The organism is Brumimicrobium sp. (assembly GCF_048268645.1).
Lineage (GTDB): Bacteria > Bacteroidota > Bacteroidia > Flavobacteriales_D > Crocinitomicaceae > Brumimicrobium > Brumimicrobium ulvae.
This window is the reverse complement of sequence record NZ_JBLWVE010000010.1, coordinates 94,503-119,026: the sequence shown is the minus strand read 5'-3', so window position 1 is coordinate 119,026 and position 24,524 is coordinate 94,503. Positions and strand designations below refer to the sequence as shown.

Genomic DNA, 24,524 nt, shown 5'->3' with positions numbered 1-24,524 from the left:
GAACACCACTTCAAAAATTGACCATCTTTAAAATAGGTTTACAACCTACTTAAAGACTTTACAGTATTTTCAACAATTCTTTCTTCGATGTTAGTCGTGTCTGCTTTTTCAAATTTTCCTCCTGTGATTTTTTCATAAAGCTCGATATAACGCGCTGTAATCAATTGAATAAAATCTTCTGGGATAACTGGCATTTTTTGACCTTCTAATCCTTGGAAATTGTTTTCGATTAACCATTGACGAACGAACTCTTTGCTTAACTGACGTTGTGGTTCTTTATTGGCTTGTCTTTCTTCGTATCCTTCCAAATAAAAGTAACGTGAAGAATCGGGGGTATGGATTTCGTCCATCAACATAATTTTACCGTCTTTCATTCCAAACTCATATTTGGTATCAACTAGGATTAACCCTCTTTCTTTCGCCATTTCAACTCCACGTTGATACAGTTTATGGGTGTACTCTTCTAACTGAGCATATATCTCCTCTGTTGCATAGCCTTGCTTCAACAATTCTTCACGAGAAATATCTTCATCATGTCCTTCCACTGCTTTGGTTGATGGAGTAATAATAGGCTTTGGAAATGGATCATTTTCATTCATTCCTTCTGGCATTTCAACTCCACACAAAACACGTTTTCCGGCTTTATATTCTCTCCATGCGTGACCTGTGAGGTACCCACGAATAACCATCTCGATGCGGATAGGCTCACAACGGTATCCTATGGCAACATTAGGATCTGGAACGTCTATTAACCAGTTCGGAACGATATCTTCTGTTGCTTTCAAAAAATGAGTTGCAACTTGATTCAAAACCTGCCCTTTGTAGGGAATTCCAGCTGGTAAAATATGGTCGAAAGCCGAAATTCTATCGGAAGCAATCATTACCAAATAGTCATCACCAATAAAGTAAACGTCTCTTACTTTTCCTTTGTATACTTCCTTTTGATTCGGAAATTCAAAATCTGTTTTCGTTAAGCTTTTCATTATCTTATTTTTCATCGAAGGCTTCTATAATCTGCTTCACCAAGTTGTGACGGATTACGTCGTTCTTATTTAATCTTACTACTCCTATATCTTTAATATTCTCCAAACGATCAAGTGCGAAAATCAGTCCTGACTTTTGTTTTGTCGGCAAGTCTATTTGAGAAGCATCTCCTGTCACTACAAAATTGGCGTTCATCCCCATCCGGGTCAAAAACATTTTCATTTGGTTAACAGTGGTATTTTGAGCTTCATCCAAAATAACAAAAGCTTTGTCTAAGGTACGTCCACGCATAAATGCTAAAGGAGCAATTTCAATGACTCCTAACTCGATAAAATCCAAGAGTTTTTCTGGTGGAATCATGTCGCGAAGCGCATCGTACAAAGGCATCATGTATGGATCTAATTTATCTTTCATATCTCCAGGAAGGAAGCCTAAACTTTCTCCTGCTTCAACCGCTGGACGGGTCAAGATAATTCTTCTGACTTGCTTGTTTTTTAAGGCGCGAACAGCACATGCTACAGCAGTGTAGGTTTTCCCTGTTCCTGCTGGTCCAACCGCAAAAACCATATCCTTGGTATTGACAGCTTCAACCAGTTTTCTTTGGTTGTAGGTACGTGCTTTGATTTTGTTGCCTCCAACTCCATGGAGGATAATTTCTGAGCCATCGCCCGACAATAATTCTACAGGATCAACCACCATCACATTGTCGATGTTGTTTTCTGTTAATCCGCCATATTTTTTAATGTGCGTTATTAGCTGGTTCAGTTTTTCTTCAAACACATCGACTACAGCCTCTTCTCCAGAGACGGTCAACACATTTCCTCGCGCAATTATTTTTAAATCTGAGAAGTATTTTTTAATCAGCTTTAGCTTAGAATTGTTAATCCCTAAGAGCTCCAGAGGGTTGATGTCCTCTATTTCAATTTTACGTTCTTGCAATATTGTTTTCTTTATTTTAATACGCTCCCAAAATTAGTGTATTTTTTGTTGTTTGAAACAAAATGAACAGGAGGAAAAAGAAAAATTTTCAAAACTGCTCTTGGGCTTTGTTTACAGAAGTCTTTTTTTGGAAGAATATTGGTTCACGCCCCCGACGAAAGTGAAAAGCTGGTGGAACAATTGTACCCACAAGCTGAGTAGAACAAAGCGACCAAAGGAAGCTCCTGTTGTGCTCTAGCCTGTGGTGGATCAATTGAAGACCACTTGCAACTGTAGGCGGATTAAGGGCCCAAAAAATTAAATTATTTGTCCTTCCTTTTTTCGTACCTTCTGATGATGAGTCGATTTCCTTTGTCGTAAGTAAAATAGCTCCACATCCAATTGATGCCGACGAAGAGTTTGTTTTTGAAGCCACTAATTGACATGAGGTGAACACCAGACCAAAGCAACCATGCGAAGTATCCTCCGAATTTGAATTTTCCGATATCAGCTACTGCTTTTCGCTTCCCTATTGTTGCCAATGAACCTTTATCGTTGAAAGAGAATTCCTTGAGGGGCTTGCCTTCTAGTTGTGACAATAGGTTCTTGGCCAATAAACGCCCTTGTTGGATAGCGACTTGTGCTACCATCGGATGTCCGTAGGGGTATTCGTCCGAAATCATTGCGGCAATATCTCCTATCGCATAGATATTTGTACATCCTTTGACTTCTGAATATGGGTTGACCAATAAACGGTTTCCTCCGGCAAAACTTTGTTCACTTATTCCGTCAGGTACGCTCCCCTTTACTCCTGCTGTCCAAATGACGCTTTTGGCTCTGAATTCTTTGTCTGTTTTGGTTTCAATAATTAATCCATCATAAGAGGTTACACGAGTATTGAGGTGTACATTCACGCCAAGTTCTTTTAAATAACGGAGTGACTTTTCAGAAGATTGATCTGACATCCCTTTGAGCAATCGGTTATTGGACTCAATCAAGTAAATGGACATCATGGAAGTATCTAGATCTGGATAATCTTTGGGCAGAATGTACTTTTTAAATTCGGCAATAGCACCAACGGTTTCCACCCCTGCAGGACCTCCACCGATGACTGCAAAGTTGGTCAGTGCATCACGTAAATTATCGTCTGAGGTGACCACTGCTTTTTCGAAGCGTTGTAGAATTAAACTACGAATATCTAGGGCTTCTTGAATACTTTTCATTCCCAAACTATTGGCTTGCACATCGTCTAGGCCAAAAAAATTGGTATCACTTCCTGTGGCAACAATCAAATAATCATAATCAATGGAACCGATATCAGTAATGACTTGTTTCTTATTGGTTTCAATAGTCAAGACGTTGGCCATTCTGAAAAACACATTTTTGTAACTTTTAAATTGTTTTCTAAATGGAAAAGCGATGCTGTCAGGCACGATACCGCTAGTCGCCACTTGATACAGCAAAGGTTGAAACTGATGAAAGTTATTGCGATCGACCATGACGACTTGCACGGCTTTATTCTTCAGCTTTTTTACGAATGTTAATCCAGCAAATCCACCGCCAATAACCACTACTCTTGGTAAATCTGTTTCGGGCAAGCGAATCTTACCGATCTCTTTTTCTACTTCCATTTATTGCTTTCCAGTTTGATGTTTGGGTATGCTCTAAAATTAGTCAATTTATCAATAACTAAGACTAAATTAAGCGCTAAAGAAGCATTTTTTCTATACATAAAAGACCATTTATATTTCAATAATGTATTTCTAGAAACAAGAATTCTTAATTTCGTCGGTAAGAAGGAACTATTTTAACTTATCCTATTTAAAACACTTGTAATGAACAGAATAATTTTAGTCATTTTCGTTTCCTTTAGCTTCTTTTCTTGCAGAAGTGATAAAGGAATGACCTTATCGGACTTTGCAGATCTTGAACAGTTGGAAGCGGTACAATTGGAAGATGACATCAGCAAATACTATTTGAGTAATGAGCAGATGCTAGACTTTATTGCTGACATCGGTCAATTAAGCCCTGCCCTTTCAGAGAAAATCGACACCGCTCAGGTGATTGGAAGTGTAAAGTTCAATGGTAAAAGCTACCCAATAAAGACCTCTAGTAATGGAGCGTTAATCGAAATACCTTCCGCATGGATAACGAAAAATCAAGACACATTAAATACCGCTGTATTCAAATTAGCAGGATTATTTGACGAATACGCTGCGGAAAAGAGGGTGAAAATATATGCCATTAGTGGGTTAGGTGCAGACTCACGAGTATTTAAGGAATTGGACTTAGTAGGTGAAATTATTCCTTTAGAATGGATAACGCCAAAAGAAAATGAAGCCATAGAAGAATACGCTGTGCGGTTAGCAAAAAAAATTGATACCGACGAAGAGTTTGCTATTATGGGTGTGAGCTTTGGTGGTTTAGTAGCGACTGAAATCAGTAAGTTCATCCATCCAAAATACACCATTTTACTCTCAACAGTTGAAACAAAAGATGAGATGCGTCCGTTTTTTAAGTTGGTTGGAAAACACAATTTAGACAGAAAACTTCCAGCAGAAATGTTCGACCCGCCTAAGGCCCTTGCAAATTTTATGTTTGGCGCTGAAAAGAAAGAACACTTAAATGCAATTTTAGAAGATTCTGATCCACACTTCTCCAAATGGGCCATCCATGAAATGATGAACTGGAAGAATGAAACCCATGTAGAACCTGTATTAAAGATCAGCGGTACAAAAGACATGGTTATTCCTGCACCTGACGTGCCAAACATTCACCTCATCGAAGGAACAGGTCATTTTATGGTGGTTGATCGCGCAAACGAAGTGAGCCGCATCATCAATGACTACATTTTGAAGCAGCAAAACACAGAAAAGCCTAACATTTAGAGTTTTCAACATAAAAAAAAGAAGTTTTCAACAATTTATGTAACCATTGTTAACAACTTGCGTAATACTAGTCAAAGCAAGTTCGACATGAAAAATTTATTGGCCCTTTTATTTCTTATCACATTTAGCTTTTCAGCAGCGGGTAACACTCCAAAGATTTCTCTTGAGAAATACATTGAAACATGGAAAGATGTTGCCATCAGTCAAATGCATTCGCATGGAGTTCCTGCAAGTATAACACTGGCTCAAGGTATATTAGAAAGTGGATTTGGAAATTCTGACCTTGCAGTAAAAGCCAATAATCATTTCGGTATAAAATGTCACGATTGGAAAGGCGAATCTTTCCTTAAAGATGATGACAAGCGTAACGAGTGTTTTAGAAAATACAAAAATGCAGCGCAATCTTTTGAAGACCATAGTCATTTCTTAACAGGACGTTCGCGCTATGCTTTTCTTTTTGATTTAGACGTAACAGATTACAAAGGCTGGGCTAAAGGTTTAAAACAAGCCGGTTATGCTACAAATCCTTCATACGACAAAAGGTTAATTGACTTAATTGAACGTTACGATTTAGATCAGTACGACAAATATTCTTTTGATGATTTAATTGTTAATCAAGAACCAGAACTTCAAAATAAAAAGGACACCAAAGCTCCAAAACTCAATGCGCCTAGTAAAAACACGCATACGCAAGCTGTTAAAAACAAGCGACAGGTTCACACCAATAAGAACCGAACGATGTATGTAATTGCAGGAAACCATGATACTTTCTACCAGATTTCAAAAGAATTTGGCGTGAGTCTTCGTCAATTGAACAGATGGAATGATTTTCCAGCGGATAAGGAAGTACTGAAGAAAGGCGATAAGGTTTACATCATGCGTAAAAGAAAAAGAATAGCTGCTGAATTGACGAATTTAAAAGTAACAGACTTGCAAGAGTTATGGGAAATTTCACAGGAACATGGTGTACAACTAAAGTCATTGGCTGAGCGCAACAACATTACTCCTCCAAACTTCGCTTTAAACAAATAAAACACTTATAATATTTAGGAAAAGTAATTATTCACTCTAATTTACAGGGGTTCAACTAAAACTCAACCGAAATAGAATAACTTAAAACCTAATGTTTTTTTTATAGTTTCCGCAACTTAAAAGCGGTAGTAAGTTAATTGTTGGAAAGTAAATACTGTCATTTTATGGCAGTATTTTACATTTTAGGAAAACAAGATTGCCCTTATTTTTGTTAATCTTTAAAAAGTCGTAAATTCGTAGCATAAATAAACTCATGTTTTCTCATGAAACCAAGTAATGAATTATTTCATTTAATTAAATCGCTGACCAAGTCAGAAAAACGATTTTTCAAACTCTCTTCGTCTATTCAGTCGGGAGAAAAAAATTACTTTAAATTATTTGACTTTATCGACAGTCAATCTGTTTACGACGAAGCCAAAGTAAAGGAGCACTTCAAAAAAGAACGCTTCATCAAGCACTTGCCTTCGGAGAAAAATCACTTGTACAAGCTGATCCTTAAAAGTTTAAGACAGTTTCACGGAGAACAATCTACTTCAAGTATCTTAAAGCAAGAGATTAAAAACATTGAGTTACTATATGACAAAGCCCTTCACAAAGAAGCCAAAAAGTTTTTGAAGCGCGCCAAAAAAATTGCACACGAACACGAAGAGTTTTATTTCCTCATCGAATTAATTTCATGGGAAAAGGTACTCACTGAAGAATCTTATGAATCTGGTGATTTTGATATCGATTTAAACAACATCATTGCGGAAGAAAGTTTAGTCATTGATAAGTTAAGAAATTTGGCTGCCTACCACATACTTTATTCTCGTATTAACGCGGTTTTTAGAAGTGATGGATTCGCTAAAAACGAAGAACAGAGGAGAACGGTGGATGAAATCGCCAATCATGAATTAATCAAAGGAAAAAACACTGCGCTTTCAAAAAGAGCAGCGTCAATTTGTTACTATATCCAAGGTTTATGTGCTGCTACCAGCAGAGATTTTGAATTAAGCTACACCAAATTTAACCGTGTTCGCTTGATTTTAGACCAAAATCCGAAAATCAAAGTAGACTTAGCTCAGAGGTATGTGCTTACGCTCTTCCATTTAATGCAGAGCTATACCAATGAGAAGAACTTTGAAATGGCTCACGAAATGATTCAGCAAATCAAAGGGCTCAAAGGAAAGAAAGGGTTTAAATCCTTACATCTGACATTGCGCATCAACAACATCTTATTGACAGATCAGATGCACCTTTACAACTTACAAGGACAATTCGACAAATCTTTAGCGGTATTTGAAAATGGATACCAAGAAAACAAGGAGTTGATTGAACGTTCAAGCAAAGAGCACCAAATAAAGTTCTACTTTAATGCAGCCTACACTTTGTTTGCAATGAGCGACTATAAAAATGCCCTACAGTTTATCAACCTCATCCTCAACGACAATGAACAACAATTACGTCAGGACATTTACAGTTTCTCACGTATTTTAAATTTATTATTGCATTTCGAGTTAACTAACTATGATTATTTGGAATACTCTTCAAACTCAGCGATCAGGTATTTAAACAAGACCAAAAGAGATCATCAAATCGAAAAGGTCTTCATCAGGCAAATTAAGAAGATTGCGAAAACGGCAACACAATTAGAAACGATTCCTATATATAAGGAAACGTTGAAACAAATCAACACTCTTCTAGAAGATGAAAATGAAAGGGTCATCTTAGACTACATCGATGTGAAGTCTTGGTTAGAATCTAAAATCACTGGAGAGTTATTTACCGACTTGGTTAAACAAAAGGTAGATCCTAAAACTTAAAACCTGCAGTAATTACGATATTATGCACATTCGTATTGAACTCTGCTCTGTTTTCTATTTTAGAAGGATCGAAAGCATAATAATCGCTACTTAAACTCAGCACTCGGTAACTCAAATCAACAGCGAACCTCTTGCTTTCCCACCCTATTCCACCTGAATAGGTCATATTCGGAGTATTAATATTCCCAATTTCTTTTTTGTAGGGTTGCGGCAAAATTGCAATTCCGCCACGTAAGAAAAAATCAGGGAATATCATGTATTCCATTCCAATTCGGGTGTTTAAGATAGTGCGGAACTGAGCTTCAACTTCATTGTTTTCATATTCAAAAGTATATGCACTGGCTGAAGACTGTAAATCATTCGATGGCCTAAGCATTCCTCCTGGTAGTCTCGCCATTTCCAAATCCACATTAATCGCTCCACGCAATCCCAAGATATAAGCAAAAGATGCACGTAACTTCATTGGTGTCTTCACACGGTAGTCAAATCTTCCTACCGGAACATATTCTGGAAGCACCGATTTCAAACCATCATCGTGCATTGCCGTCATATTTGCCGACCATTCTTCTTTCATCCCTACTACTGTTGGAGATTCAAAAGCCAAGCCTAATCGAATCTGCTCTGATGGTAAAAATAGCACACCTAATTTAAGATTCAGTCCTGTCCCAGTTGAATATTGTTCGTACCTATAATCGAAAGAACGCAATGTTGTCCCTACGGTGTCGAGCAGACGTTCGCTATGTGTATAGTTTTCGTCGTATTTTACTCTTCTAATTCCTATACTTCCACCATAATAGAATACATTCCCATAGTTTTCGGAATAACCAATATGAAATTCACCTATTCCTCCACCTGTATTGATTTCACGGTCGTGGTACATATCTCCCATGGTTAAACGGGAAATATAATTTCCATTCATATCATAATCCAGCGCAAAAACATCATAGGCTAATCCAGTTGTAAAAGGACGTTCATCATAAATATACTCAGGGTCTATTCCCCTTCCATCATTTGCAAAAACGTCCAGCAAAGAATAAAAGTTCTGGCCTTCATATCGAATGGAATTGCTGAAGTTCTTCAATCGTGTATAACCTAGGGTCACTTGACTATACCTTCTTCCAATATTTTTCTCTGAAAGATCAGTAGTAAAAACTACACCAGCACTACTTAAGGTAAACTTATTATGATTTGAAGCGCTTTCACGACCATTGTAAGTTGTTTGATTGCTCATCACGCTGTTATTAAAACTCACCGCTACACGTGAAGAGGAGAATCGCCCCATTCCAGCAGGGTTAATTTGCATTGCACTGATATCTGCTCCTAGCCCACCAAATGAACCTGCCATGGCTTCAAACCTGGCAGATCCAAAAACATCTGTGGTACTGTAACGCAACACATCCATTTCATTTTGGGCAAAAGAAAACTGATACAACAGGACCAAAAAGGCTGTTTTTACGACTTTTCTCATGTTCATTTTTTAGTGTTCTTATCTTCTTCTTCCTGAACTTGAATTTGTTGATCCAGAAGATCTGTTCGATGATGGTGCAACCGTCCCTCTTGTACTTCCGCTTGTTGAAAAAGAGCTACGTGACTGAGGTCTAGACTGAACTGGACTTGCACTCGTACGTTGAGAAGGTGAAGAGCTCACACCTCTATGGCTTGAAGAACTACTAACCCTAACACTTCTTTGCGTCTGAACAGCTCCAGAGCGTCTTGCAGACTCACTCGGAGAATAGCTGCGATTTGCAGTACTGCGGTGAACAGAACCTGCTCTAGATGTAGTGTTTTTAATTTGAGTTGAACTGTACGAGCTTTTATTTACACCTGTACTTCCTGCGTAAGCATTGCTACTTGCGTAACTTTTCTTTACCCCTCTTCTTGAAGTCCCTAAAGTTTGGTCATTGACATTATAACTTGTGTTCGAGGATACTTCTGTAAAACTTTTCGTCTTTGGGTAACTACTAGAACGGTTCGAAGAAGAACTTAAAGCATTACGCTTTCCAGAATATACTGGCTGACTGTTTGTTACACCACCTTGATTTTGATTTCCGTAGTATGGATGTCCACCTGCGTAGTAATAAGGATTATAACCATAGCCATGAACACCATAGCCATATCCGTATGCATAAGGATTATATCCGTAACCATACCCATAAGGACTGTATCCAAATCCATAGTGGTTATAAAAACCATCGAATATACCTTGATGTCCAACCGTATAGTTTCCGTACATTCCTATTCCATGGAAGCCAATTGGTCCATTTCTATAAGTACCATACGGAGAGAAGTACGGACTAAAGCCCATTCCAAAAGGTGTGTAGGCATTCATAATCATTAATTGATTCATTCTTACACGTTCGTTTACACGTGGGTCTCGGTACTCATCTTTATAAATCCCTTTCTCACGTGCCTTAAAAGCATTGAATGAAGTAAGATCATTTTCATCCTCCTCTAAATTAATTTCTGTTGGCGCTTGCATATAAACGTCATTCTCAGAAATATATTCATAATTTGAACAAGACGATAAAATCGCCACTGCTCCTATTAACATCGAAAATTGTCCTTTTAATTTCATAATCATTCTGCTTTAAGTTAAACTTACAACATTTTGGATGGTTTTCCAAATTGTGTTCTTATTTTTGTAAACTAGAAATGTTGGTTTGAAAATAAACGAACATTAATAATTTAAGAGAAAATTAACAAAAACTGTTCCACAATTATGGCAAAGTACACAAAAAGATCTGAAGACTATTCTAAATGGTATAATGAAGTTATCGAAAGAGCTGATTTAGCAGAGCATTCAGACGTTCGTGGTTGCATGGTCATCAAACCTTATGGTTATGCAATATGGGAAAATATGAAATCCGTTTTAGACGCTGAGTTTAAAGAAACAGGTCACTCAAATGCTTATTTCCCTTTATTTATCCCCAAGTCTTACCTCAATAAGGAAGCCCAACATGTGGAAGGTTTTGCAAAAGAATGTGCAGTTGTTACTCACTATAGATTAAAAAACACAGACGAAGGACAGTTAATTGTTGATCCAGAAGCAAAACTTGAGGAGGAATTAATTGTACGTCCAACTTCTGAAACAATTATATGGAATTCATTTAAAAACTGGATTCAATCTTACCGTGACCTTCCCTTGAAGATCAACCAATGGGCCAATGTTGTCCGTTGGGAAATGAGGACCCGTTTATTCTTGAGAACCTCTGAATTCTTATGGCAAGAAGGTCACACTGCCCACACCACAAAAGCAGAAGCCATTGAAGAGGCTGAACAAATGCTAAAGGTTTATGCGGACTTCACAGAAAACTACATGGCAATGCCAGTGGTTAAAGGATTCAAAACAGAATCGGAAAGGTTTGCAGGTGCTGATGAAACTTACTGTATTGAGGCATTGATGCAAGATGGTAAAGCGCTTCAAGCAGGGACTTCACACTTTTTAGGACAAAACTTCGCGAAAGCATTTGATGTTAAATTTGCCGACAAAGAAGGAAAGTTAGAGCATGTTTGGGCAACTTCATGGGGAGTTTCTACGCGACTAATCGGTGGATTAATCATGACTCACTCTGATGACGAAGGATTGGTTTTACCTCCAAAACTAGCCCCGATTCAAGTTGCTATTGTACCTATATATAAGACAGAAGAACAATTGGCTGCTATTTCTGAAAAAGTAAACGCATTGTCTGCAGTTCTTAAATCAAAAGGTATTTCTGTTAAATACGACGATGATGACAACCGACGTCCAGGATGGAAATTTGCTGAATACGAAGCAAAAGGAGTTCCAGTACGAGTAGCGATTGGACCGCGTGATTTAGAAAACAACAAAGCAGAAGTGGCAAGAAGAGACACGAAAGAGAAAAATGTTGTTGACTGGGACGGAATAGAGAACTACATTGCCGAGCTGCTTGAGTCAATCCAAGAAAATCTTTTCAATAGAGCAAAAGATTTCAGGACTGCGAATACAACATCAGTGGATACTTACGAAGAATTTAAAAAAGCTTTAGAAGAAAAAGGAGGATTCATATCAGCCCACTGGGATGGTACTGTAGAGACAGAAAGCAAAATCAAAGAAGAAACCAAAGCGACAATTCGTTGTATTCCTTTAGATGCAAAAGAGGAAGAAGGTAAATGTATCCTTACAGGAAAACCTTCAACAAAAAGAGTTTTGTTTGCTAAAGCCTATTAAAAAATGAAAGTTCAAAATAAAAACATTGTTGAGCTGCTTAAAAGCCGTTCAATATTAAAACAGGAAGTCTACAAGAAGACCCTGAAACAGTATTGCAAGTTCAGGAAAATCATTGAAGCAGAATTAGAAGCCTTTAAAGAGGAAATCAATGACGAAAGAGTACGTTTAAAGTACGATGACAATGGAGATTTCGAAACACATGCGTACGTAGGAAGCGACGTTCTTGTCTTTAATATGCACAGCAACGTATTTACCTTTCCTGATAATTCTAGCATTTGGAAGAACTCCTATATAGAAGAAGATAAAGAACGCGGTTATTTCGGAGTAATCAACGTTTACAATTTCCTTGCAGATTCTTTTCTCCAAAAGCGTATGAATGATGCAGGGTATTTAATAGGAAGAATCTTCATCAACAAAGATGGCCACTTTATGGTTGAAGGTAAAGGAGAATTAGGCTATCTCTTTAGAAACATTCGTTCAAATCAATTCAACGAAGAAGCAATGAAAATGATTTTTGAAATCTCGGTTAAACATGCTGCTGAGTTCGATTTACACACTCCTCCCTATCAAAACGTGAGTATCGTTAACGTAATGCAAATAAAATCTTCAACTTCCGCCCAAGAATTAAAAACAGGTAAAAGACTGGGATTCAAGTTTCAATACGAAGAAGAAAAAAATATTTAATTTTTTCTTGAAAATAGTTTTGTTTTATTAGAAATTGCACATATATTTGCACTCCGATTTTTGAAAGAAACAATGGCCCATTCGTCTAGTGGTTAGGACATCAGGTTTTCATCCTGAAAACAGGAGTTCGATTCTCCTATGGGCTACTCAAAATATTCAAGCGTGAATATTTTCTATAAACAAAAATTGATTGATTTAATGGCCCATTCGTCTAGTGGTTAGGACATCAGGTTTTCATCCTGAAAACAGGAGTTCGATTCTCCTATGGGCTACTTTTTAAATATTATAACAAAATAAATTATGGCGAATCATAAGTCAGCACTTAAAAGAGTAAGATCAGATAAAGCGAAAACTCTTCGCAACAAATATCAGCATAAAACAACACGTAATGCGATTCGTGTTTTACGTGCAACAACAGATAAAAAGGAAGCTGAAAAGCTTTTACCTTCTGTTTCAAGCATGCTTGATAAATTAGCTAAGAAAAATATCATTCACAAGAAAAAAGCAGCTAACCTTAAATCTGGTTTAGCAGCACACGTAGCGAAATTGTAATTGATATTCCACAATATTTAATGGGAGTCTATTTTTAGGCTCCCATTTTTGTTATATCTATACTTTTTATCGACCGACTGGTCTAATATCAATAACGATTCATTATCTTTGTTACTATGGATTTTAAAAATGATTTACTCTTAAGAGCGGCACGTGGAGAAAACATCGAAAGATATCCCGTTTGGTTAATGCGCCAAGCAGGTAGGATACTACCTGAGTACAGAGCCGTGAGAAATTCTTTAAGTGGTTTTAAAGAATTAGTTGAAACTCCTGCACTAGCAGCGGAGGTAACAATTCAACCCGTAGACCACCTTGGTGTGGATGCAGCAATTATTTTTTCAGACATTTTGGTAATTCCCGAAGCAATGGGATTAGAATATCAAATGGTTGAAAAAGTTGGTCCTTATTTCGAAAAGACCATAAAGAGTGAAGCTGACCTTATTCAACATGGACAAACTGACTTCAATGTTGAAGATCGCTTGGGATATGTTAAAGAAGCTCTAGAAATCACAAAGAAAGAGTTAAACGGACGTGTTCCTTTAATCGGTTTTGCTGGAGCGCCTTGGACAATCTTTTGTTATATGGTAGAAGGTGGAGGATCCAAAACCTTCTCGGAAGCTAGAAAGATGCTTTATCAAAATCCTACTTTGGCACACGAGTTGCTTAACCGTATCACTGAAGTGACGATTAGGTATTTAAAAATGCAAGTTACTGCAGGTGCAGACCTTATTCAAGTATTCGATTCATGGGCTGGAATTCTAGGACAAAAGCAATATGAAGAATTTGGATTAAAGTACATGAACAAGATCGCTGATGCAATTAAAGGTGTTCCTGTAACCCTTTTTGCAAAAGGTGCGTATGCTGCATTACCCAACTTAGCACAATCTAACTGTAATACTTTAGGGTTAGATTGGAATATGAATGCTGCAGAGGTAAGAAAACTTGTAGGTGAAAACAAAACTCTACAAGGTAACTTAGACCCTTGCGCTTTATACACTAGTCACAAAGAGATAGAACAACTAACTATTAATATGTTAGATAGTTTTGAAAGTAAAAGACATATTGTAAATTTGGGACATGGAGTTTATCCAGATATTGACCCAAACAAAGTCAAAACATTTATTAAAACCGTTAAAGACTATGAAATTTAAAAGCAGAAAATTAAACCGATTATTTTTTACCCTACCTGCATTGATGCTTACCTTTTCAATTGCAGCTCAAGAAGGTGAAAATTTAGTCAACAACCCGAGCTTTGAAGATGCACAAAGTAGAAAGCTAAGAAGACTTGGTGATATCGAACGTGCAGATGGTTGGGTTTCAGCAACTGGAAGTAGAGCAGATTTATTCTCCGCTGATGCTGGAATGCCAGACATCCAAACACCAAACAATGTTTACGGTAGAGAAGAGCCCAAAGATGGAATCAACTACGCAGGAATTATTGCGTATTCTTACCGTGAAAAAGAAAACAGAACTTATTTGACTGCACAACTAAAATCACCAATGATTAAAGGGATGCGTTATAAGGTTCAATTCTATGCTTCATTGGCTGAGCTTTCTAAATATTCAGCAAATAGACTGGGGGTTCACTTTTCAAGAAAACCTATCGGGACTGATAACAAAATACCAGCAATCATTTTGAAAAATGAAGAAATCCATGTTGAACACCCAAAGCAAGAAGCTTTTGATGGAATGTATGGTTGGGATTTAGTGTGTGGTGAATATATAGCAACTGGTAAAGAGAAATTTATTACCATTGGTAACTTTTCGTTAGATGCTGATATTAAAACCGAACGTGTTCGTAAACCAAGAGATGTTAAAGGAACTCAAATTATCGCAGCATACTATTATATCGACGATATTTCTGTTCAATCTTTAGGCGCAAACGAAAAATGTGATTGTAACTATGCAGATGAAGCGAATGTTAGAACTTCTACTGTTTACCAACGCGCTCCAGAAATCACACCCAACATGTCTGTGAAAGATAAAATCCAACAACATGGAATTTACTATGCTTTCGGAAGATATGATGTGCAGATGGATGGAAATAAAACACTTGACAAACTGGCGTCATTAATGAAAGAAAACCCAGATATTAAGGTGCAATTAACAGGACACTCTGATGCTGAAGAAGCGGAAAATCCTGCTGAAAAGATTGTTTCTTTAAGAAGAGCTGAGTATGTCCGTACTTTAATGGAAGAAAAAGGAATTAGTCCTGATCGTTTCGTTATTGAAGACGCTAAAAACTCAAAACCTTCTCCTTATCTTACAGAAACTGATGATGAAAAATTAAAGGCTGCTAAAAACAGACGTGTATCGTTTAGAGTTCTTTAGTCCTTATAAAATTTACGTAAAAACACGCTTCCTTCCAGAAGCGTGTTTTTTTTTGCTCCATTTAATCTTGTAACTTTTGGCTGAATCACTGCATGCCTATACAAAGTTTGTTCAAGGAATATTTATGTCGAAGAATTTTCAAGCATAAAGCACAGCTATTCTTACCCCCATTCTTTATAAAATTGATCTAAAAAAGCCTCCATAAATCTGGTACGTTCTTCTGCGATTGACTTTCCTTTTCGTGTATGCATCCTGTCTTTTAGCAACAGTAACTTTTCATAAAAATGATTGATGGTATGACTTCGTTCATTCACATAACTTTCCATTGATTGATTTTCCTTCGGCGAAATATTTGGGTCGTAAATCGCTTGTTCTACAGCACCTCCATAAGCAAAAGTTCTAGCTATACCAATTGCCCCAATGGCATCGATCCGATCAGCATCCTGTACTACCCTACCTTCTATCGATTTCATTTGGTCTTCAACTCCACTGCCTTTGAAAGAAACATTTTTTACAATATCAGCAACATGCTCTCTAATTTGCCCTTCAACATTGTATTTTTGCATCAGTTGATCGGCAATATTTGCCCCTAAATCAAAATCTCCACCATTAAATTTATGGTCTGAAACATCGTGTAATAATGCAGCTAGTTCAACAACGTATGGGTCCCCTCCCTCTTCTTTTTGAATCTCCAAAGCAATTCTTCTAACACGATCAATATGGTACCAATCATGACCTGTTCCTTCGTGTTCAAATTGCGATCGAATCTCTTCTACGATAGATTGAATCACCTTTTTTCTGTCTTTTTTAGATAATTTCTGCATCAAAAACTAGGGATTTGAATAAATTTCAAACAATATTAGTAAATTTAAGTCCTACTGTAAAAGATTAAACCATGAAATATATAGTCAAGAACTTACCCGAATATTTTAAATTTCAAGAAAAGGCCCTCAAAGACCCCGAACGTTTCTGGGGAGCGATTGCAGAAAGTTTTCAATGGAAGAAAAAATGGGATAAGGTGATGAATGCCGACATGCACAAAGCCGACATCAAATGGTTTGAAGGTGCGGAACTCAACATTACTGAAAACTGTATAGACAGGCACCTTGATGAGCGCGGGGATCAAACAGCGATTATTTTCGAAGCCAATTCACCAGAAGAAAAAGCCCAACACATCACTTATCGTAAACTCTATGAGGAAGTCAATAAAGTGGCGAATGTTTTAAAAGAACAAGGTATTCAAAAGGGTGACAGGGTTTGTATTTATCTGCCCATGATTCCAGAATTGGCATATACCATGTTAGCATGTGCTAGAATTGGGGCTATTCATTCTGTGATTTTCGCAGGTTATTCTTCGACTGCCATTGCTTCGCGTGTAAATGACGCAAGCTGCAAAATGATTATTTGTGCCGATGGCTCTTACCGAGGTGCGAAAGAAATTAATCTAAAAGGAATTGTAGATAAAGCACTAGAGGACTCACCTTCTGTGAAGACCGTTCTTGTTGTCAAGAGAACACATTGCAAAGTAAAAATGAAAGAAGGTCGGGATGTATACTTGGAAGATTTAACCCAAAATGTAAGTGTACATTGTCCTGCCGAAACAGTTCAAGCCGAAGATCCTTTATTTATTCTTTACACTTCAGGTTCAACAGGAAAACCTAAAGGAATGGTCCATACCACTGCAGGATACATGATTTATACTGCACATACTTTCGCCAATGTATTCCAGTATGAAAAAGATGATGTTTACTGGTGTACTGCAGATATTGGATGGATAACAGGCCACTCCTATATTTTATATGGTCCATTATTGAACGGCGCCACAACCCTTATATTCGAAGGTGTACCATCCTACCCAGATCACAATAGATTTTGGGCAGTTATCGAAAAACATAAGGTCAATCAGTTTTACACTGCCCCCACTGCAATTCGATCTTTGGCCAAGCAAGACATCAAACATGTCGAGAAACATGATTTATCATCATTAAAAGTTTTAGGTTCAGTAGGAGAACCCATCAATGTCGAAGCATGGAACTGGTATTATCACCACATTGGTAAAGAACGCTGTCCGATTGTGGATACTTGGTGGCAAACAGAAACTGGGGGAATATTGATTTCTCCCATTCCGTTTTCCACCCCAACGAAAGCAACCTTTGCTACCTTTCCTTTACTAGGAATTCAACCTGTATTAATGAGTGATGATGGAGTAGAACAAGAAGGGAACCTAACCAACGGTAAACTTTGCATCAAAACTCCATGGCCAGGAATAGCGCGAACTATTTGGAACGACCATAAGCGATATTTTGACACTTACTTCTCAGCTTACCCTGGGTATTATTTTTCAGGTGATGCCGCCTTACGTGATCCAGCAGGATACTATAGAATTACTGGTCGTGTAGATGATGTGGTTATCGTTTCAGGTCATAATTTAGGAACAGCCCCTATTGAAAACACCATAAACGAGCAAGAAATTGTTGCAGAATCGGCCATTGTTGGTTATCCTCATGACGTCAAAGGAAATGCCCTTTACGGATTTATCACATTAAAACGTGAAATCAGTGAGCAAGAAAAAGAACAATTGAAAATAGCCATCAACAACTCCATTGCCGACCAAATAGGTCCCATTGCAAAACTTTCTAAAATTCAATTTACTGTAAGTCTTCCGAAAACGAGATCAGGAAAAATTATGCGTCGAATTTTGAGAAAAATAGCTGCTAATGAAATGGAGAATCTGGGCGATACTTCAACTTTATTGAATCCAGAAGCAGTTCAGGACATTATTGACAATAAAAAAGATTAAAATGAAATCAACACAAAAAATGATCCTTATTTCAATGGCTGTTTTAATGCTATCATTGTTTTCATGGAACATTTATTTACACAATACAAACGTGAAGTTAAATGAACAAATCGACCAGGTAGAGGAGAAATTTCAATATTTAGAAAGTTTTACAGAAGTCCTTCAATATGATTTAACAACAGCACAAGACAGTGTGCGAATTTTAGAAGAAAAAATAAATGCTTTTGAAGCACAAGAAAAGCGTATCGATCAATAAATCACTTCACCGTTAGAAAAGTTTTTCACCTCTTCTTCAAAATCAATAACCAATTGTCCTTCCATGGTTGAAGAAACAATTTTCCCAGCTTTTTCTTGTTCATTGAAATGAAATAAGTGCTGCTCTTCTCGTTTCCACAAGTGCTCATTATACTGCTCAAAAAGGTAAAACTCTCCATGTTCATGATACAAGTCGATAAAGTAATTTAAGGCATCAATGGCTTCAAAAAGCAAGGCTTTTGGTTGGTGTAACTTTGAAGATTCCAAAAACAAAGACGTAGCTCTTGGCGCTTCGAAAGAGGTCTGGTTAATATTCACGCCAAAACCAATTACAGATTTCCGTTGAACTGAAGTCATTTGGGTTTCAATAAGAATTCCAGCGACTTTTCTCCCCTTGATCATGATATCGTTGGGCCATTTAATTTTTACATCAGAAGCATGTTTGCTTAAAAATTCGCGTAGCGCCAAAGCAACGATGTGATTCAAAGAAATAATATTGTTAATTTTCCATAAATTCAGGTCTGCCGCAACACTCACCAACAAGTTAGAAAATGCGTCAGATTGCCACGCTTTTTCACGTTGCCCCCTGCCATTTGTTTGTATATCTGTCAGAATTACAGTACCCGAGTCAATCGCACCTGATTTGAACACATTGGCAGTATAGTTGTTAGTACTGTCGACGCACTCAAGATGTATGATTTTTTGTCCAACATAAGCTTTATGCATAATCATTAAACTACTTAAAAGTGAGGGCTCAAAATTAAAATTTAATTAGCTTTGTGCGCAAGTAAAAAGGAATGATAAAAATAGTAAAAGAAATAAACTCGGAAAAACTTTGTGAAGTTATCGTTGAAGGAATGCAAGATAACAAGGCAGAGGATATAGTTGTAATTGATTTAAGAGAGGTAGAAAATGCGGTAACAGATTTTTTTGTTATTGGTAGTGGAACTTCTTCGACTCAAATCGATGGAATTGCGGACGCTATAGTGCGTTCTACACGTAAAACACTTAAAGAAAAGCCGTGGCACCAAGAAGGTAAGAACAATGCGCAATGGGTATTGTTAGATTATGTAAATGTTGTGGCTCACATTTTCCATGAAGATGTACGTGATTATTATGAATTAGAAGATTTATGGGCTGATGGAAAAAAACGTCAGATAGCGAATCAATAAACCTAAGAAATGGCAAAAGAAAATAAAAATAAACAAAACAAACCCGGCAAAAAGAATCCTTATTCTATTTACTGGATTTATGCAGCAATTGGTATTGCAATCATTGGAATCCAACTTTTTATGGGTTCTTCAACAAGCAAAACATTACAATCCAAACAGACCTTCTTAACCTTAATGGAAGAAGGATATGTTGAAAACACAATTCTATGGAGAAATGTAGGTCGTGTTGATTTCAGAATCACTGAATCTGGACGAACAGCAGTTACTCAAGGAGATTTTACAGGAGCGGATTTTGAAGTCATGAAACGTGCCCTCAACAACTCAGGAAAAACCATGGGATCTGCATCCCCTCAGTTTTCATTTGATATTGCTTCAACCGAGGCATTCATTAAGGAATTTGAGGCCATCAATGACCTGCGTAAAGCAGAAGGTTTTGACGTTATTTCTTATAAAGTAGATGAAGAACACAACTATGTTGGACAGATTTTCAGCTTCTTATTGCCCATTATCATCATCATTGCGATATGGATGTTCATCATGCGAAGAATGTCTGGAGGTGCTGGTGGTGGTGCCGGTGGTCAAATTTTCAACATTGGAAAGTCTAAAGCCAAAGTTTTTGAAAAAGGAAAAGGAACAGACGTTTCATTTAAAGATGTAGCAGGATTAGTAGGTGCAAAAGAAGAAGTTGAAGAAATTGTTAATTTCCTGAAAAACCCGAAGAAATACACTGAATTGGGGGCTAAAATTCCGAAAGGAGCTATTTTGGTTGGTCCTCCAGGAACAGGTAAAACATTGTTGGCGAAAGCTGTTGCTGGTGAAGCTGACGTTCCTTTCTTCTCATTGTCAGGTTCTGACTTTGTTGAGATGTTTGTTGGAGTTGGTGCATCACGTGTTAGAGATTTATTCAAACAAGCCAAAGAGAAATCTCCTTCAATTATTTTTATTGATGAGATTGATGCCATTGGACGAGCGCGTGGAAAGAACAACAATATGGGATCTAACGATGAGCGTGAAAACACATTGAATCAATTACTCACAGAGATGGATGGTTTTGGAACCAATTCAGGAGTAATTATTCTTGCTGCAACTAACCGTGCAGACGTTTTGGATAAAGCATTGATGCGTGCAGGTCGTTTTGACCGTCAGATTTATGTTGACATGCCAGACATCAATGAAAGAAAGGAAATCTTTAACGTTCATTTAAAACCCATTAAATTGGCCAAGGAGATGGATGTTGATTTCTTAGCCAAACAAACCCCAGGATTCTCAGGAGCAGATATCGCTAATCTTTGTAACGAAGCTGCATTAATTGCTGCTCGTAAAGACAAGCCTGCAGTAGAAAAACAAGATTTCTTAGATGCTGTGGACAGAATTGTTGGTGGTTTAGAAAAGAAAAACAAAATCATCACTAAAGATGAAAAACGTGCTATTGCCTTCCACGAAGCAGGTCACGCAGCTGTATCTTGGTTGGCGGAACATGCACATCCATTAGTAAAAGTGACCATTGTACCACGAGGTCAATCACTAGGTGCTGCATGGTACTTACCTGAAGAACGAAGCATTACAACAACCGAACAATTATTGGATGAAATGTGTGCCGCGCTGGGTGGACGAGCTGCTGAAGAAATTACTTTTGGTAAAATATCAACTGGAGCGTTAAGCGACCTCGAAAAGGTAACTAAGCAGGCTTATGCAATGGTTTCAATATACGGTTTAAATAAAGTTGTGGGTAATATTTCTTTCTACGACTCACAAGGTCAAAGTCAGTTTACAAAACCATACTCTGAGGAAACCAACAGAATCATTGACCAAGAGGTAAGTAAATTGATTGAAGAGCAATACGCCAGAGCCAAAGAGATTTTAACAACTAATCAAGACAAGTTAAACCTCTTAGCAGAAAAGCTATTAGAAAAAGAAGTGATCTTTAAGGAAGACTTAATAGCCATTTTTGGTGAGCGTCCATGGGACAAACTTACCCCTGCTGAGAAAATCAAGGTGGCTGACCAAGAGGCTAGAGATTCTGCTGAAGACGCGACAATTGTAGAGGTTCAAGACACAGGAGCTACATCTATAGACCAAGTCAACAAGGGAGAAGGTCAAAAGAAAGAAAACAATTATGTGGAAGAAGATAAAAAGCTGGATTCAGAAGATCCTTCCCAATAATACTGAATTTGATCAAAATAAATTAGTCTTTCGTACTTCCGAATTGTATTTGGCGCAGATCATAAAACTCAAGTTAGAAGAAGAAGGTGTCCATGTTATTTTAATTAATAAGATGGACACTTCTTATAATAATTTTGGCCAAATTGAACTCTATGTGAACCAAAATGACGTTATTCGTGCTAAGTATATTATAGATAAACCGAATGAATAACATAGTAACACGTGCTATTTGGGGCGCTCTTTTTGTATCTATCATCATTAGTTCCTTTCTTGTAGGCAGTAATGCTACTGCAATCGTCTTAGGCTTTTTTATGGCTGTTGGACTTTTTGAATTCTATCGATTCTTTGCAAAATCTACCCTTGTAACTCCTAAATCTGGAGCAGGTGTACTTGGAGGAATAATCCTTTACGTCAGTCTAGTATTAAAAGAAATGAACCTTATTGAATTTGACCTTCAACTGGTTTATATCCCATTAATTTTCTTGCCTTTTCTCGCTGTAGTTTTCAGCAAAGCAAAGAACCCCCTACTCGATTTAACCATCACATTTTTCCCTTGGATATACGTGATGATTCCATTCTATTTAATGTTTAAAATCTTCAATTTTGAAGTTATTGACCAAGCACAATGGGTATTCGTATTGGGATTATTCATCATGGTGTGGACCAATGATACTTTTGCTTATTTAACTGGCCGTTCTTTTGGGAAAACCCGATTAATTGAACGAATTTCTCCAAAAAAATCGTGGGAAGGAGCAGTTGGAGGATTTTTGTTTACCATTATCGCAGGAGGAATCTATGCTTATTTCACTACCGAGAACTACTTATTCTGGATGATTTCAGCCGCGATTGTTTCTCCAGCAGGAATTTTGGGTGACCTCATTGAATCGAGATTCAAACGTTTAGTCGATGTCAAAGACTCTGGGACAATACTTCCAGGTCATGGAGGAATACTCGACCGATTTGACGCTGTTATCTATGCTACGCCATTTTTCTATTTATTATTGATCATATTCTTTTAGTCACTCTACTAAAAAATCAACACTTTATACATTTCTCATTAGAAAAAAGTTCCTATTCTCCGAATTAGGTTAATTTTACGAACAGATTTATATAAATTTGATTCAATGAAATTACACAGAGAAGGATATCTCATCATTACGATAGGCTTAATTATCTTGATTGCAATACAAGGATTAAACTATTATTTATGGACCATTTTGGGATATTGGTGGTTATACGCGATACTTACCATAGGGGTTTTGGTTATGGCGTATTTGATTATTCAATTCTTTAGAGTACCCAACATCAAGTATATTGAAAAGGAAAATGAAATTATTTGTCCTGCAGACGGAAAAATTGTTGTCATCGAAGAAGTTGAAGAAACCGAATATTTCAAAGACAAAAGAATACAAATTTCAATATTTATGTCACCGCTCAACGTACATGCTAACTTTAATCCTATTTCAGGATTAGTGAAATATGCAAAATATCATGCGGGGTTATTTTTAGTTGCTTGGCACCCGAAAAGTTCAACAGATAATGAGCGAACTACCTTCGTAATAGAGCATAAAAACGGCAAAGAAGTTTTGTTTAGACAGATTGCAGGAGCATTAGCCAGAAGGATTTGTTATTATGTTGAACCAGGAGATCAAGCCAAAGCAGGAGAAGAATTTGGATTTATTAAATTTGGTTCGAGAATCGACTTATTATTGCCACTAGATACCCAGATTGATGTTAAGATTGGGGATGTTGTTAAAGGAAGAATAACTAAAATTGGTGAATTAAAATAATTATTCTATTTTTGATACGATTATAAAACTATATAAGATGAAAAAGACACTAATGATTTTAACAATGGGATTGTTTTTAGGAACGATCGGACTCACTTCTACTGCAATGGCTAACGGAATCCAATCGACTGAGATTGCTGATTGCGAAGACAAAAAGAATTGTAAAAAAGAAGACTGTTGCAAGAAAAAAGCAGAAGCAACTTCTAAAGAAGGTAAAGCTGAAGCGAAAAAATCATGTGGTTCGAAAGAAGCCAAAAAAGCATGTTGTAGCAAAGAGAAAAAGGCTGAAAAATAGTCACTTAATATGATATTAAAAAAGGGATTAACAAATGTTAATCCCTTTTTTAGTTCTCTACTGTTTCTCCTACAAAGGATTTTCTATTCATCTTCAACCGCACGAATACCTTGTTCTGGAAATTTACCTTTAAACTGACTCAATTCTTTTTTAATGAATGCAATGTCCTTATCGATATCTCCTGTCGGTTTGAACAACTCTAAAAACCCACCAGTTTTCGAAGGGTAGTCCATATACCCTATATAAATCGGGACTTTTGCTTTTAAAGCGATGTAATAAAATCCTTTTTTCCAGTTTGGATTATAACTTCTGGTTCCTTCAGGGGTGAAAACCATGTACATGGAATCATTCTCTTCAAAATACTTCACCGCTTGATCTGTAAAATTATTGTTCTTTTTACGGTTGACAGGAATACCACCAAGCGCTTTTAGAATCCAACCCATAGGAGGAAAAAACAATTCACTTTTAATTAAATAGCGGCCTTTCACACCATAATGCATAAAAGCCAGTTTACCGATAATAAAATCCCAATTGCTGGTATGAGGTCCCATCACAATCACCGCTTTATCAACACCTTCAGGATTATCATTGATCGTCCACCCCATTCTCCTTAATATCCATAATGCAAATTTTCCCATAATTGTATATTTTCAATTGAAAAAAGATAAA

At 37.1% G+C, this 24,524-nt stretch carries 24 protein-coding genes and 2 tRNA genes; 18 read left to right on the top strand and 8 right to left on the bottom strand.

Features of this window, described 5'->3' with window-relative positions; translation table 11 throughout:
* Positions 1-38: 38 nt before the first annotated feature.
* The 3 genes from ACN0U3_RS09700 to ACN0U3_RS09690 all read right to left on the bottom strand — a co-directional run bounded on the left by ACN0U3_RS09700 (position 39) and on the right by ACN0U3_RS09690 (position 3,533).
* On the bottom strand, positions 39-983 hold the full coding sequence (locus tag ACN0U3_RS09700) for a phosphoribosylaminoimidazolesuccinocarboxamide synthase (RefSeq protein WP_417266058.1): 945 nt from the start codon (positions 981-983) through the stop codon (positions 39-41).
* A gap of 4 nt (positions 984-987) precedes the next feature.
* Positions 988-1,923 carry a PhoH family protein gene (locus ACN0U3_RS09695; protein ID WP_417266057.1) on the bottom strand — a complete coding sequence of 312 codons (936 nt, stop codon included), beginning with the start codon at positions 1,921-1,923 and terminating at the stop codon, positions 988-990.
* Positions 1,924-2,225: 302 nt separating this feature from the next.
* Complete coding sequence (locus ACN0U3_RS09690) at positions 2,226-3,533, bottom strand: NAD(P)/FAD-dependent oxidoreductase (protein ID WP_417266056.1); 1,308 nt, start codon at positions 3,531-3,533, stop codon at positions 2,226-2,228.
* A 204-nt stretch (positions 3,534-3,737) separates the two neighbouring features.
* Here ACN0U3_RS09690 and ACN0U3_RS09685 point away from each other — a divergent pair, with 204 nt between their 5' ends.
* From ACN0U3_RS09685 to ACN0U3_RS09675, 3 genes are all read left to right on the top strand, one after another.
* The gene (locus ACN0U3_RS09685) at positions 3,738-4,790 is read left to right on the top strand and encodes a hypothetical protein (protein WP_417266055.1); all 1,053 of its coding nucleotides are present in this window, start codon (positions 3,738-3,740) and stop codon (positions 4,788-4,790) included.
* 87 nt (positions 4,791-4,877) lie between these two features.
* A complete protein-coding gene (locus ACN0U3_RS09680) occupies positions 4,878-5,822 on the top strand; it encodes a glucosaminidase domain-containing protein (RefSeq protein ID WP_417266054.1) in 945 nt (314 codons plus the stop codon).
* A gap of 263 nt (positions 5,823-6,085) precedes the next feature.
* Complete coding sequence (locus ACN0U3_RS09675; protein ID WP_417266053.1) at positions 6,086-7,624, top strand: hypothetical protein; 1,539 nt, start codon at positions 6,086-6,088, stop codon at positions 7,622-7,624.
* On the opposite strand, the gene ACN0U3_RS09670 is transcribed toward ACN0U3_RS09675, so the two are convergent.
* Together ACN0U3_RS09670 and ACN0U3_RS09665 are read right to left on the bottom strand one after the other, a co-directional pair.
* Entirely contained in the window at positions 7,614-9,092 is a 1,479-nt protein-coding gene (locus tag ACN0U3_RS09670) for an OmpP1/FadL family transporter (protein ID WP_417266052.1), read from the bottom strand. The genes ACN0U3_RS09675 and ACN0U3_RS09670 overlap by 11 nt on opposite strands.
* Before the next feature lie 18 nt (positions 9,093-9,110).
* Positions 9,111-10,199 carry a hypothetical protein gene (locus ACN0U3_RS09665; RefSeq protein WP_417266051.1) on the bottom strand — a complete coding sequence of 363 codons (1,089 nt, stop codon included), beginning with the start codon at positions 10,197-10,199 and terminating at the stop codon, positions 9,111-9,113.
* Between the two features lie 144 nt (positions 10,200-10,343).
* Here ACN0U3_RS09665 and proS point away from each other — a divergent pair, with 144 nt between their 5' ends.
* The 7 genes from proS to ACN0U3_RS09630 all read left to right on the top strand — a co-directional run bounded on the left by proS (position 10,344) and on the right by ACN0U3_RS09630 (position 15,380).
* Positions 10,344-11,813, top strand: a complete 1,470-nt coding sequence (gene proS, locus ACN0U3_RS09660; RefSeq protein ID WP_417266050.1) for a proline--tRNA ligase — start codon at positions 10,344-10,346, stop codon at positions 11,811-11,813.
* A 3-nt stretch (positions 11,814-11,816) separates the two neighbouring features.
* Positions 11,817-12,497, top strand: coding sequence for a hypothetical protein (locus ACN0U3_RS09655; protein WP_417266049.1), 681 nt, complete (start codon positions 11,817-11,819; stop codon positions 12,495-12,497).
* Between the two features lie 74 nt (positions 12,498-12,571).
* Positions 12,572-12,643 (top strand) — tRNA-Glu (locus ACN0U3_RS09650).
* A 54-nt stretch (positions 12,644-12,697) separates the two neighbouring features.
* Positions 12,698-12,769: transfer RNA gene (locus ACN0U3_RS09645), tRNA-Glu, on the top strand.
* A gap of 28 nt (positions 12,770-12,797) precedes the next feature.
* Positions 12,798-13,049, top strand: coding sequence for a 30S ribosomal protein S20 (gene rpsT / locus ACN0U3_RS09640; RefSeq protein WP_299201262.1), 252 nt, complete (start codon positions 12,798-12,800; stop codon positions 13,047-13,049).
* A gap of 116 nt (positions 13,050-13,165) precedes the next feature.
* Positions 13,166-14,200 (top strand): uroporphyrinogen decarboxylase, encoded by a 1,035-nt coding sequence (gene hemE, locus ACN0U3_RS09635; RefSeq protein ID WP_417266048.1) that lies wholly within the window; start codon positions 13,166-13,168, stop codon positions 14,198-14,200.
* Complete coding sequence (locus tag ACN0U3_RS09630; protein ID WP_417266047.1) at positions 14,190-15,380, top strand: OmpA family protein; 1,191 nt, start codon at positions 14,190-14,192, stop codon at positions 15,378-15,380. The genes hemE and ACN0U3_RS09630 overlap by 11 nt, the downstream gene beginning before the upstream one ends.
* A 161-nt stretch (positions 15,381-15,541) precedes the next feature.
* Here the strand turns inward: ACN0U3_RS09630 and ACN0U3_RS09625 are convergent, their stop codons facing one another.
* Entirely contained in the window at positions 15,542-16,204 is a 663-nt protein-coding gene (locus ACN0U3_RS09625) for an HD domain-containing protein (protein WP_417266064.1), read from the bottom strand.
* A gap of 71 nt (positions 16,205-16,275) precedes the next feature.
* Between ACN0U3_RS09625 and acs the strand changes: the two genes are divergently transcribed.
* Positions 16,276-18,180 (top strand): acetate--CoA ligase, encoded by a 1,905-nt coding sequence (acs, locus tag ACN0U3_RS09620; protein ID WP_417266046.1) that lies wholly within the window; start codon positions 16,276-16,278, stop codon positions 18,178-18,180.
* A 1-nt stretch (position 18,181) separates the two neighbouring features.
* Positions 18,182-18,436, top strand: coding sequence for a hypothetical protein (locus tag ACN0U3_RS09615; protein WP_417266045.1), 255 nt, complete (start codon positions 18,182-18,184; stop codon positions 18,434-18,436).
* Here the strand turns inward: ACN0U3_RS09615 and ACN0U3_RS09610 are convergent.
* Entirely contained in the window at positions 18,430-19,167 is a 738-nt protein-coding gene (locus ACN0U3_RS09610) for a biotin--[acetyl-CoA-carboxylase] ligase (protein ID WP_417266044.1), read from the bottom strand. The two genes, ACN0U3_RS09615 and ACN0U3_RS09610, sit on opposite strands and share 7 nt — an antisense overlap.
* Positions 19,168-19,232: 65 nt before the next feature.
* Here ACN0U3_RS09610 and rsfS point away from each other — a divergent pair, with 65 nt between their 5' ends.
* The 6 genes from rsfS to ACN0U3_RS09580 all read left to right on the top strand — a co-directional run bounded on the left by rsfS (position 19,233) and on the right by ACN0U3_RS09580 (position 23,855).
* The gene (rsfS, locus tag ACN0U3_RS09605; protein WP_299201242.1) at positions 19,233-19,607 is read left to right on the top strand and encodes a ribosome silencing factor; all 375 of its coding nucleotides are present in this window, start codon (positions 19,233-19,235) and stop codon (positions 19,605-19,607) included.
* Between the two features lie 9 nt (positions 19,608-19,616).
* Positions 19,617-21,770, top strand: a complete 2,154-nt coding sequence (gene ftsH / locus ACN0U3_RS09600) for an ATP-dependent zinc metalloprotease FtsH (RefSeq protein WP_417266043.1) — start codon at positions 19,617-19,619, stop codon at positions 21,768-21,770.
* Entirely contained in the window at positions 21,724-21,981 is a 258-nt protein-coding gene (locus tag ACN0U3_RS09595; RefSeq protein ID WP_367182421.1) for a putative signal transducing protein, read from the top strand. The genes ftsH and ACN0U3_RS09595 overlap by 47 nt, the downstream gene beginning before the upstream one ends.
* Positions 21,974-22,789, top strand: coding sequence for a phosphatidate cytidylyltransferase (locus ACN0U3_RS09590; protein WP_417266042.1), 816 nt, complete (start codon positions 21,974-21,976; stop codon positions 22,787-22,789). Before ACN0U3_RS09595 ends, ACN0U3_RS09590 begins: the two co-directional genes overlap by 8 nt.
* Before the next feature lie 105 nt (positions 22,790-22,894).
* A complete protein-coding gene (locus ACN0U3_RS09585) occupies positions 22,895-23,560 on the top strand; it encodes a phosphatidylserine decarboxylase family protein (protein WP_417266041.1) in 666 nt (221 codons plus the stop codon).
* A gap of 37 nt (positions 23,561-23,597) precedes the next feature.
* Entirely contained in the window at positions 23,598-23,855 is a 258-nt protein-coding gene (locus tag ACN0U3_RS09580) for a hypothetical protein (protein ID WP_417266040.1), read from the top strand.
* 83 nt (positions 23,856-23,938) lie between these two features.
* Here the strand turns inward: ACN0U3_RS09580 and ACN0U3_RS09575 are convergent, their stop codons facing one another.
* Positions 23,939-24,493 (bottom strand): 1-acyl-sn-glycerol-3-phosphate acyltransferase, encoded by a 555-nt coding sequence (locus ACN0U3_RS09575; RefSeq protein ID WP_417266039.1) that lies wholly within the window; start codon positions 24,491-24,493, stop codon positions 23,939-23,941.
* Between the last annotated feature and the right edge of the window lie 31 nt (positions 24,494-24,524).

Coding starts and splice junctions, on each gene's coding strand:
- ACN0U3_RS09700 (WP_417266058.1), bottom strand. CDS start 983: ATGAAAAGCTTAACGAAAACAGATTTTGAATTTCCGAATCAAAAGGAA.
- ACN0U3_RS09690 (WP_417266056.1), bottom strand. CDS start 3,533: ATGGAAGTAGAAAAAGAGATCGGTAAGATTCGCTTGCCCGAAACAGAT.
- ACN0U3_RS09685 (WP_417266055.1), top strand. CDS start 3,738: ATGAACAGAATAATTTTAGTCATTTTCGTTTCCTTTAGCTTCTTTTCT.
- ACN0U3_RS09680 (WP_417266054.1), top strand. CDS start 4,878: ATGAAAAATTTATTGGCCCTTTTATTTCTTATCACATTTAGCTTTTCA.
- ACN0U3_RS09675 (WP_417266053.1), top strand. CDS start 6,086: ATGAAACCAAGTAATGAATTATTTCATTTAATTAAATCGCTGACCAAG.
- ACN0U3_RS09670 (WP_417266052.1), bottom strand. CDS start 9,092: ATGAGAAAAGTCGTAAAAACAGCCTTTTTGGTCCTGTTGTATCAGTTT.
- ACN0U3_RS09665 (WP_417266051.1), bottom strand. CDS start 10,199: ATGAAATTAAAAGGACAATTTTCGATGTTAATAGGAGCAGTGGCGATT.
- proS (WP_417266050.1), top strand. CDS start 10,344: ATGGCAAAGTACACAAAAAGATCTGAAGACTATTCTAAATGGTATAAT.
- ACN0U3_RS09655 (WP_417266049.1), top strand. CDS start 11,817: ATGAAAGTTCAAAATAAAAACATTGTTGAGCTGCTTAAAAGCCGTTCA.
- rpsT (WP_299201262.1), top strand. CDS start 12,798: ATGGCGAATCATAAGTCAGCACTTAAAAGAGTAAGATCAGATAAAGCG.
- hemE (WP_417266048.1), top strand. CDS start 13,166: ATGGATTTTAAAAATGATTTACTCTTAAGAGCGGCACGTGGAGAAAAC.
- ACN0U3_RS09630 (WP_417266047.1), top strand. CDS start 14,190: ATGAAATTTAAAAGCAGAAAATTAAACCGATTATTTTTTACCCTACCT.
- ACN0U3_RS09625 (WP_417266064.1), bottom strand. CDS start 16,204: ATGCAGAAATTATCTAAAAAAGACAGAAAAAAGGTGATTCAATCTATC.
- acs (WP_417266046.1), top strand. CDS start 16,276: ATGAAATATATAGTCAAGAACTTACCCGAATATTTTAAATTTCAAGAA.
- ACN0U3_RS09615 (WP_417266045.1), top strand. CDS start 18,182: ATGAAATCAACACAAAAAATGATCCTTATTTCAATGGCTGTTTTAATG.
- ACN0U3_RS09610 (WP_417266044.1), bottom strand. CDS start 19,167: ATGATTATGCATAAAGCTTATGTTGGACAAAAAATCATACATCTTGAG.
- rsfS (WP_299201242.1), top strand. CDS start 19,233: ATGATAAAAATAGTAAAAGAAATAAACTCGGAAAAACTTTGTGAAGTT.
- ftsH (WP_417266043.1), top strand. CDS start 19,617: ATGGCAAAAGAAAATAAAAATAAACAAAACAAACCCGGCAAAAAGAAT.
- ACN0U3_RS09595 (WP_367182421.1), top strand. CDS start 21,724: ATGTGGAAGAAGATAAAAAGCTGGATTCAGAAGATCCTTCCCAATAAT.
- ACN0U3_RS09590 (WP_417266042.1), top strand. CDS start 21,974: ATGAATAACATAGTAACACGTGCTATTTGGGGCGCTCTTTTTGTATCT.
- ACN0U3_RS09585 (WP_417266041.1), top strand. CDS start 22,895: ATGAAATTACACAGAGAAGGATATCTCATCATTACGATAGGCTTAATT.
- ACN0U3_RS09580 (WP_417266040.1), top strand. CDS start 23,598: ATGAAAAAGACACTAATGATTTTAACAATGGGATTGTTTTTAGGAACG.
- ACN0U3_RS09575 (WP_417266039.1), bottom strand. CDS start 24,493: ATGGGAAAATTTGCATTATGGATATTAAGGAGAATGGGGTGGACGATC.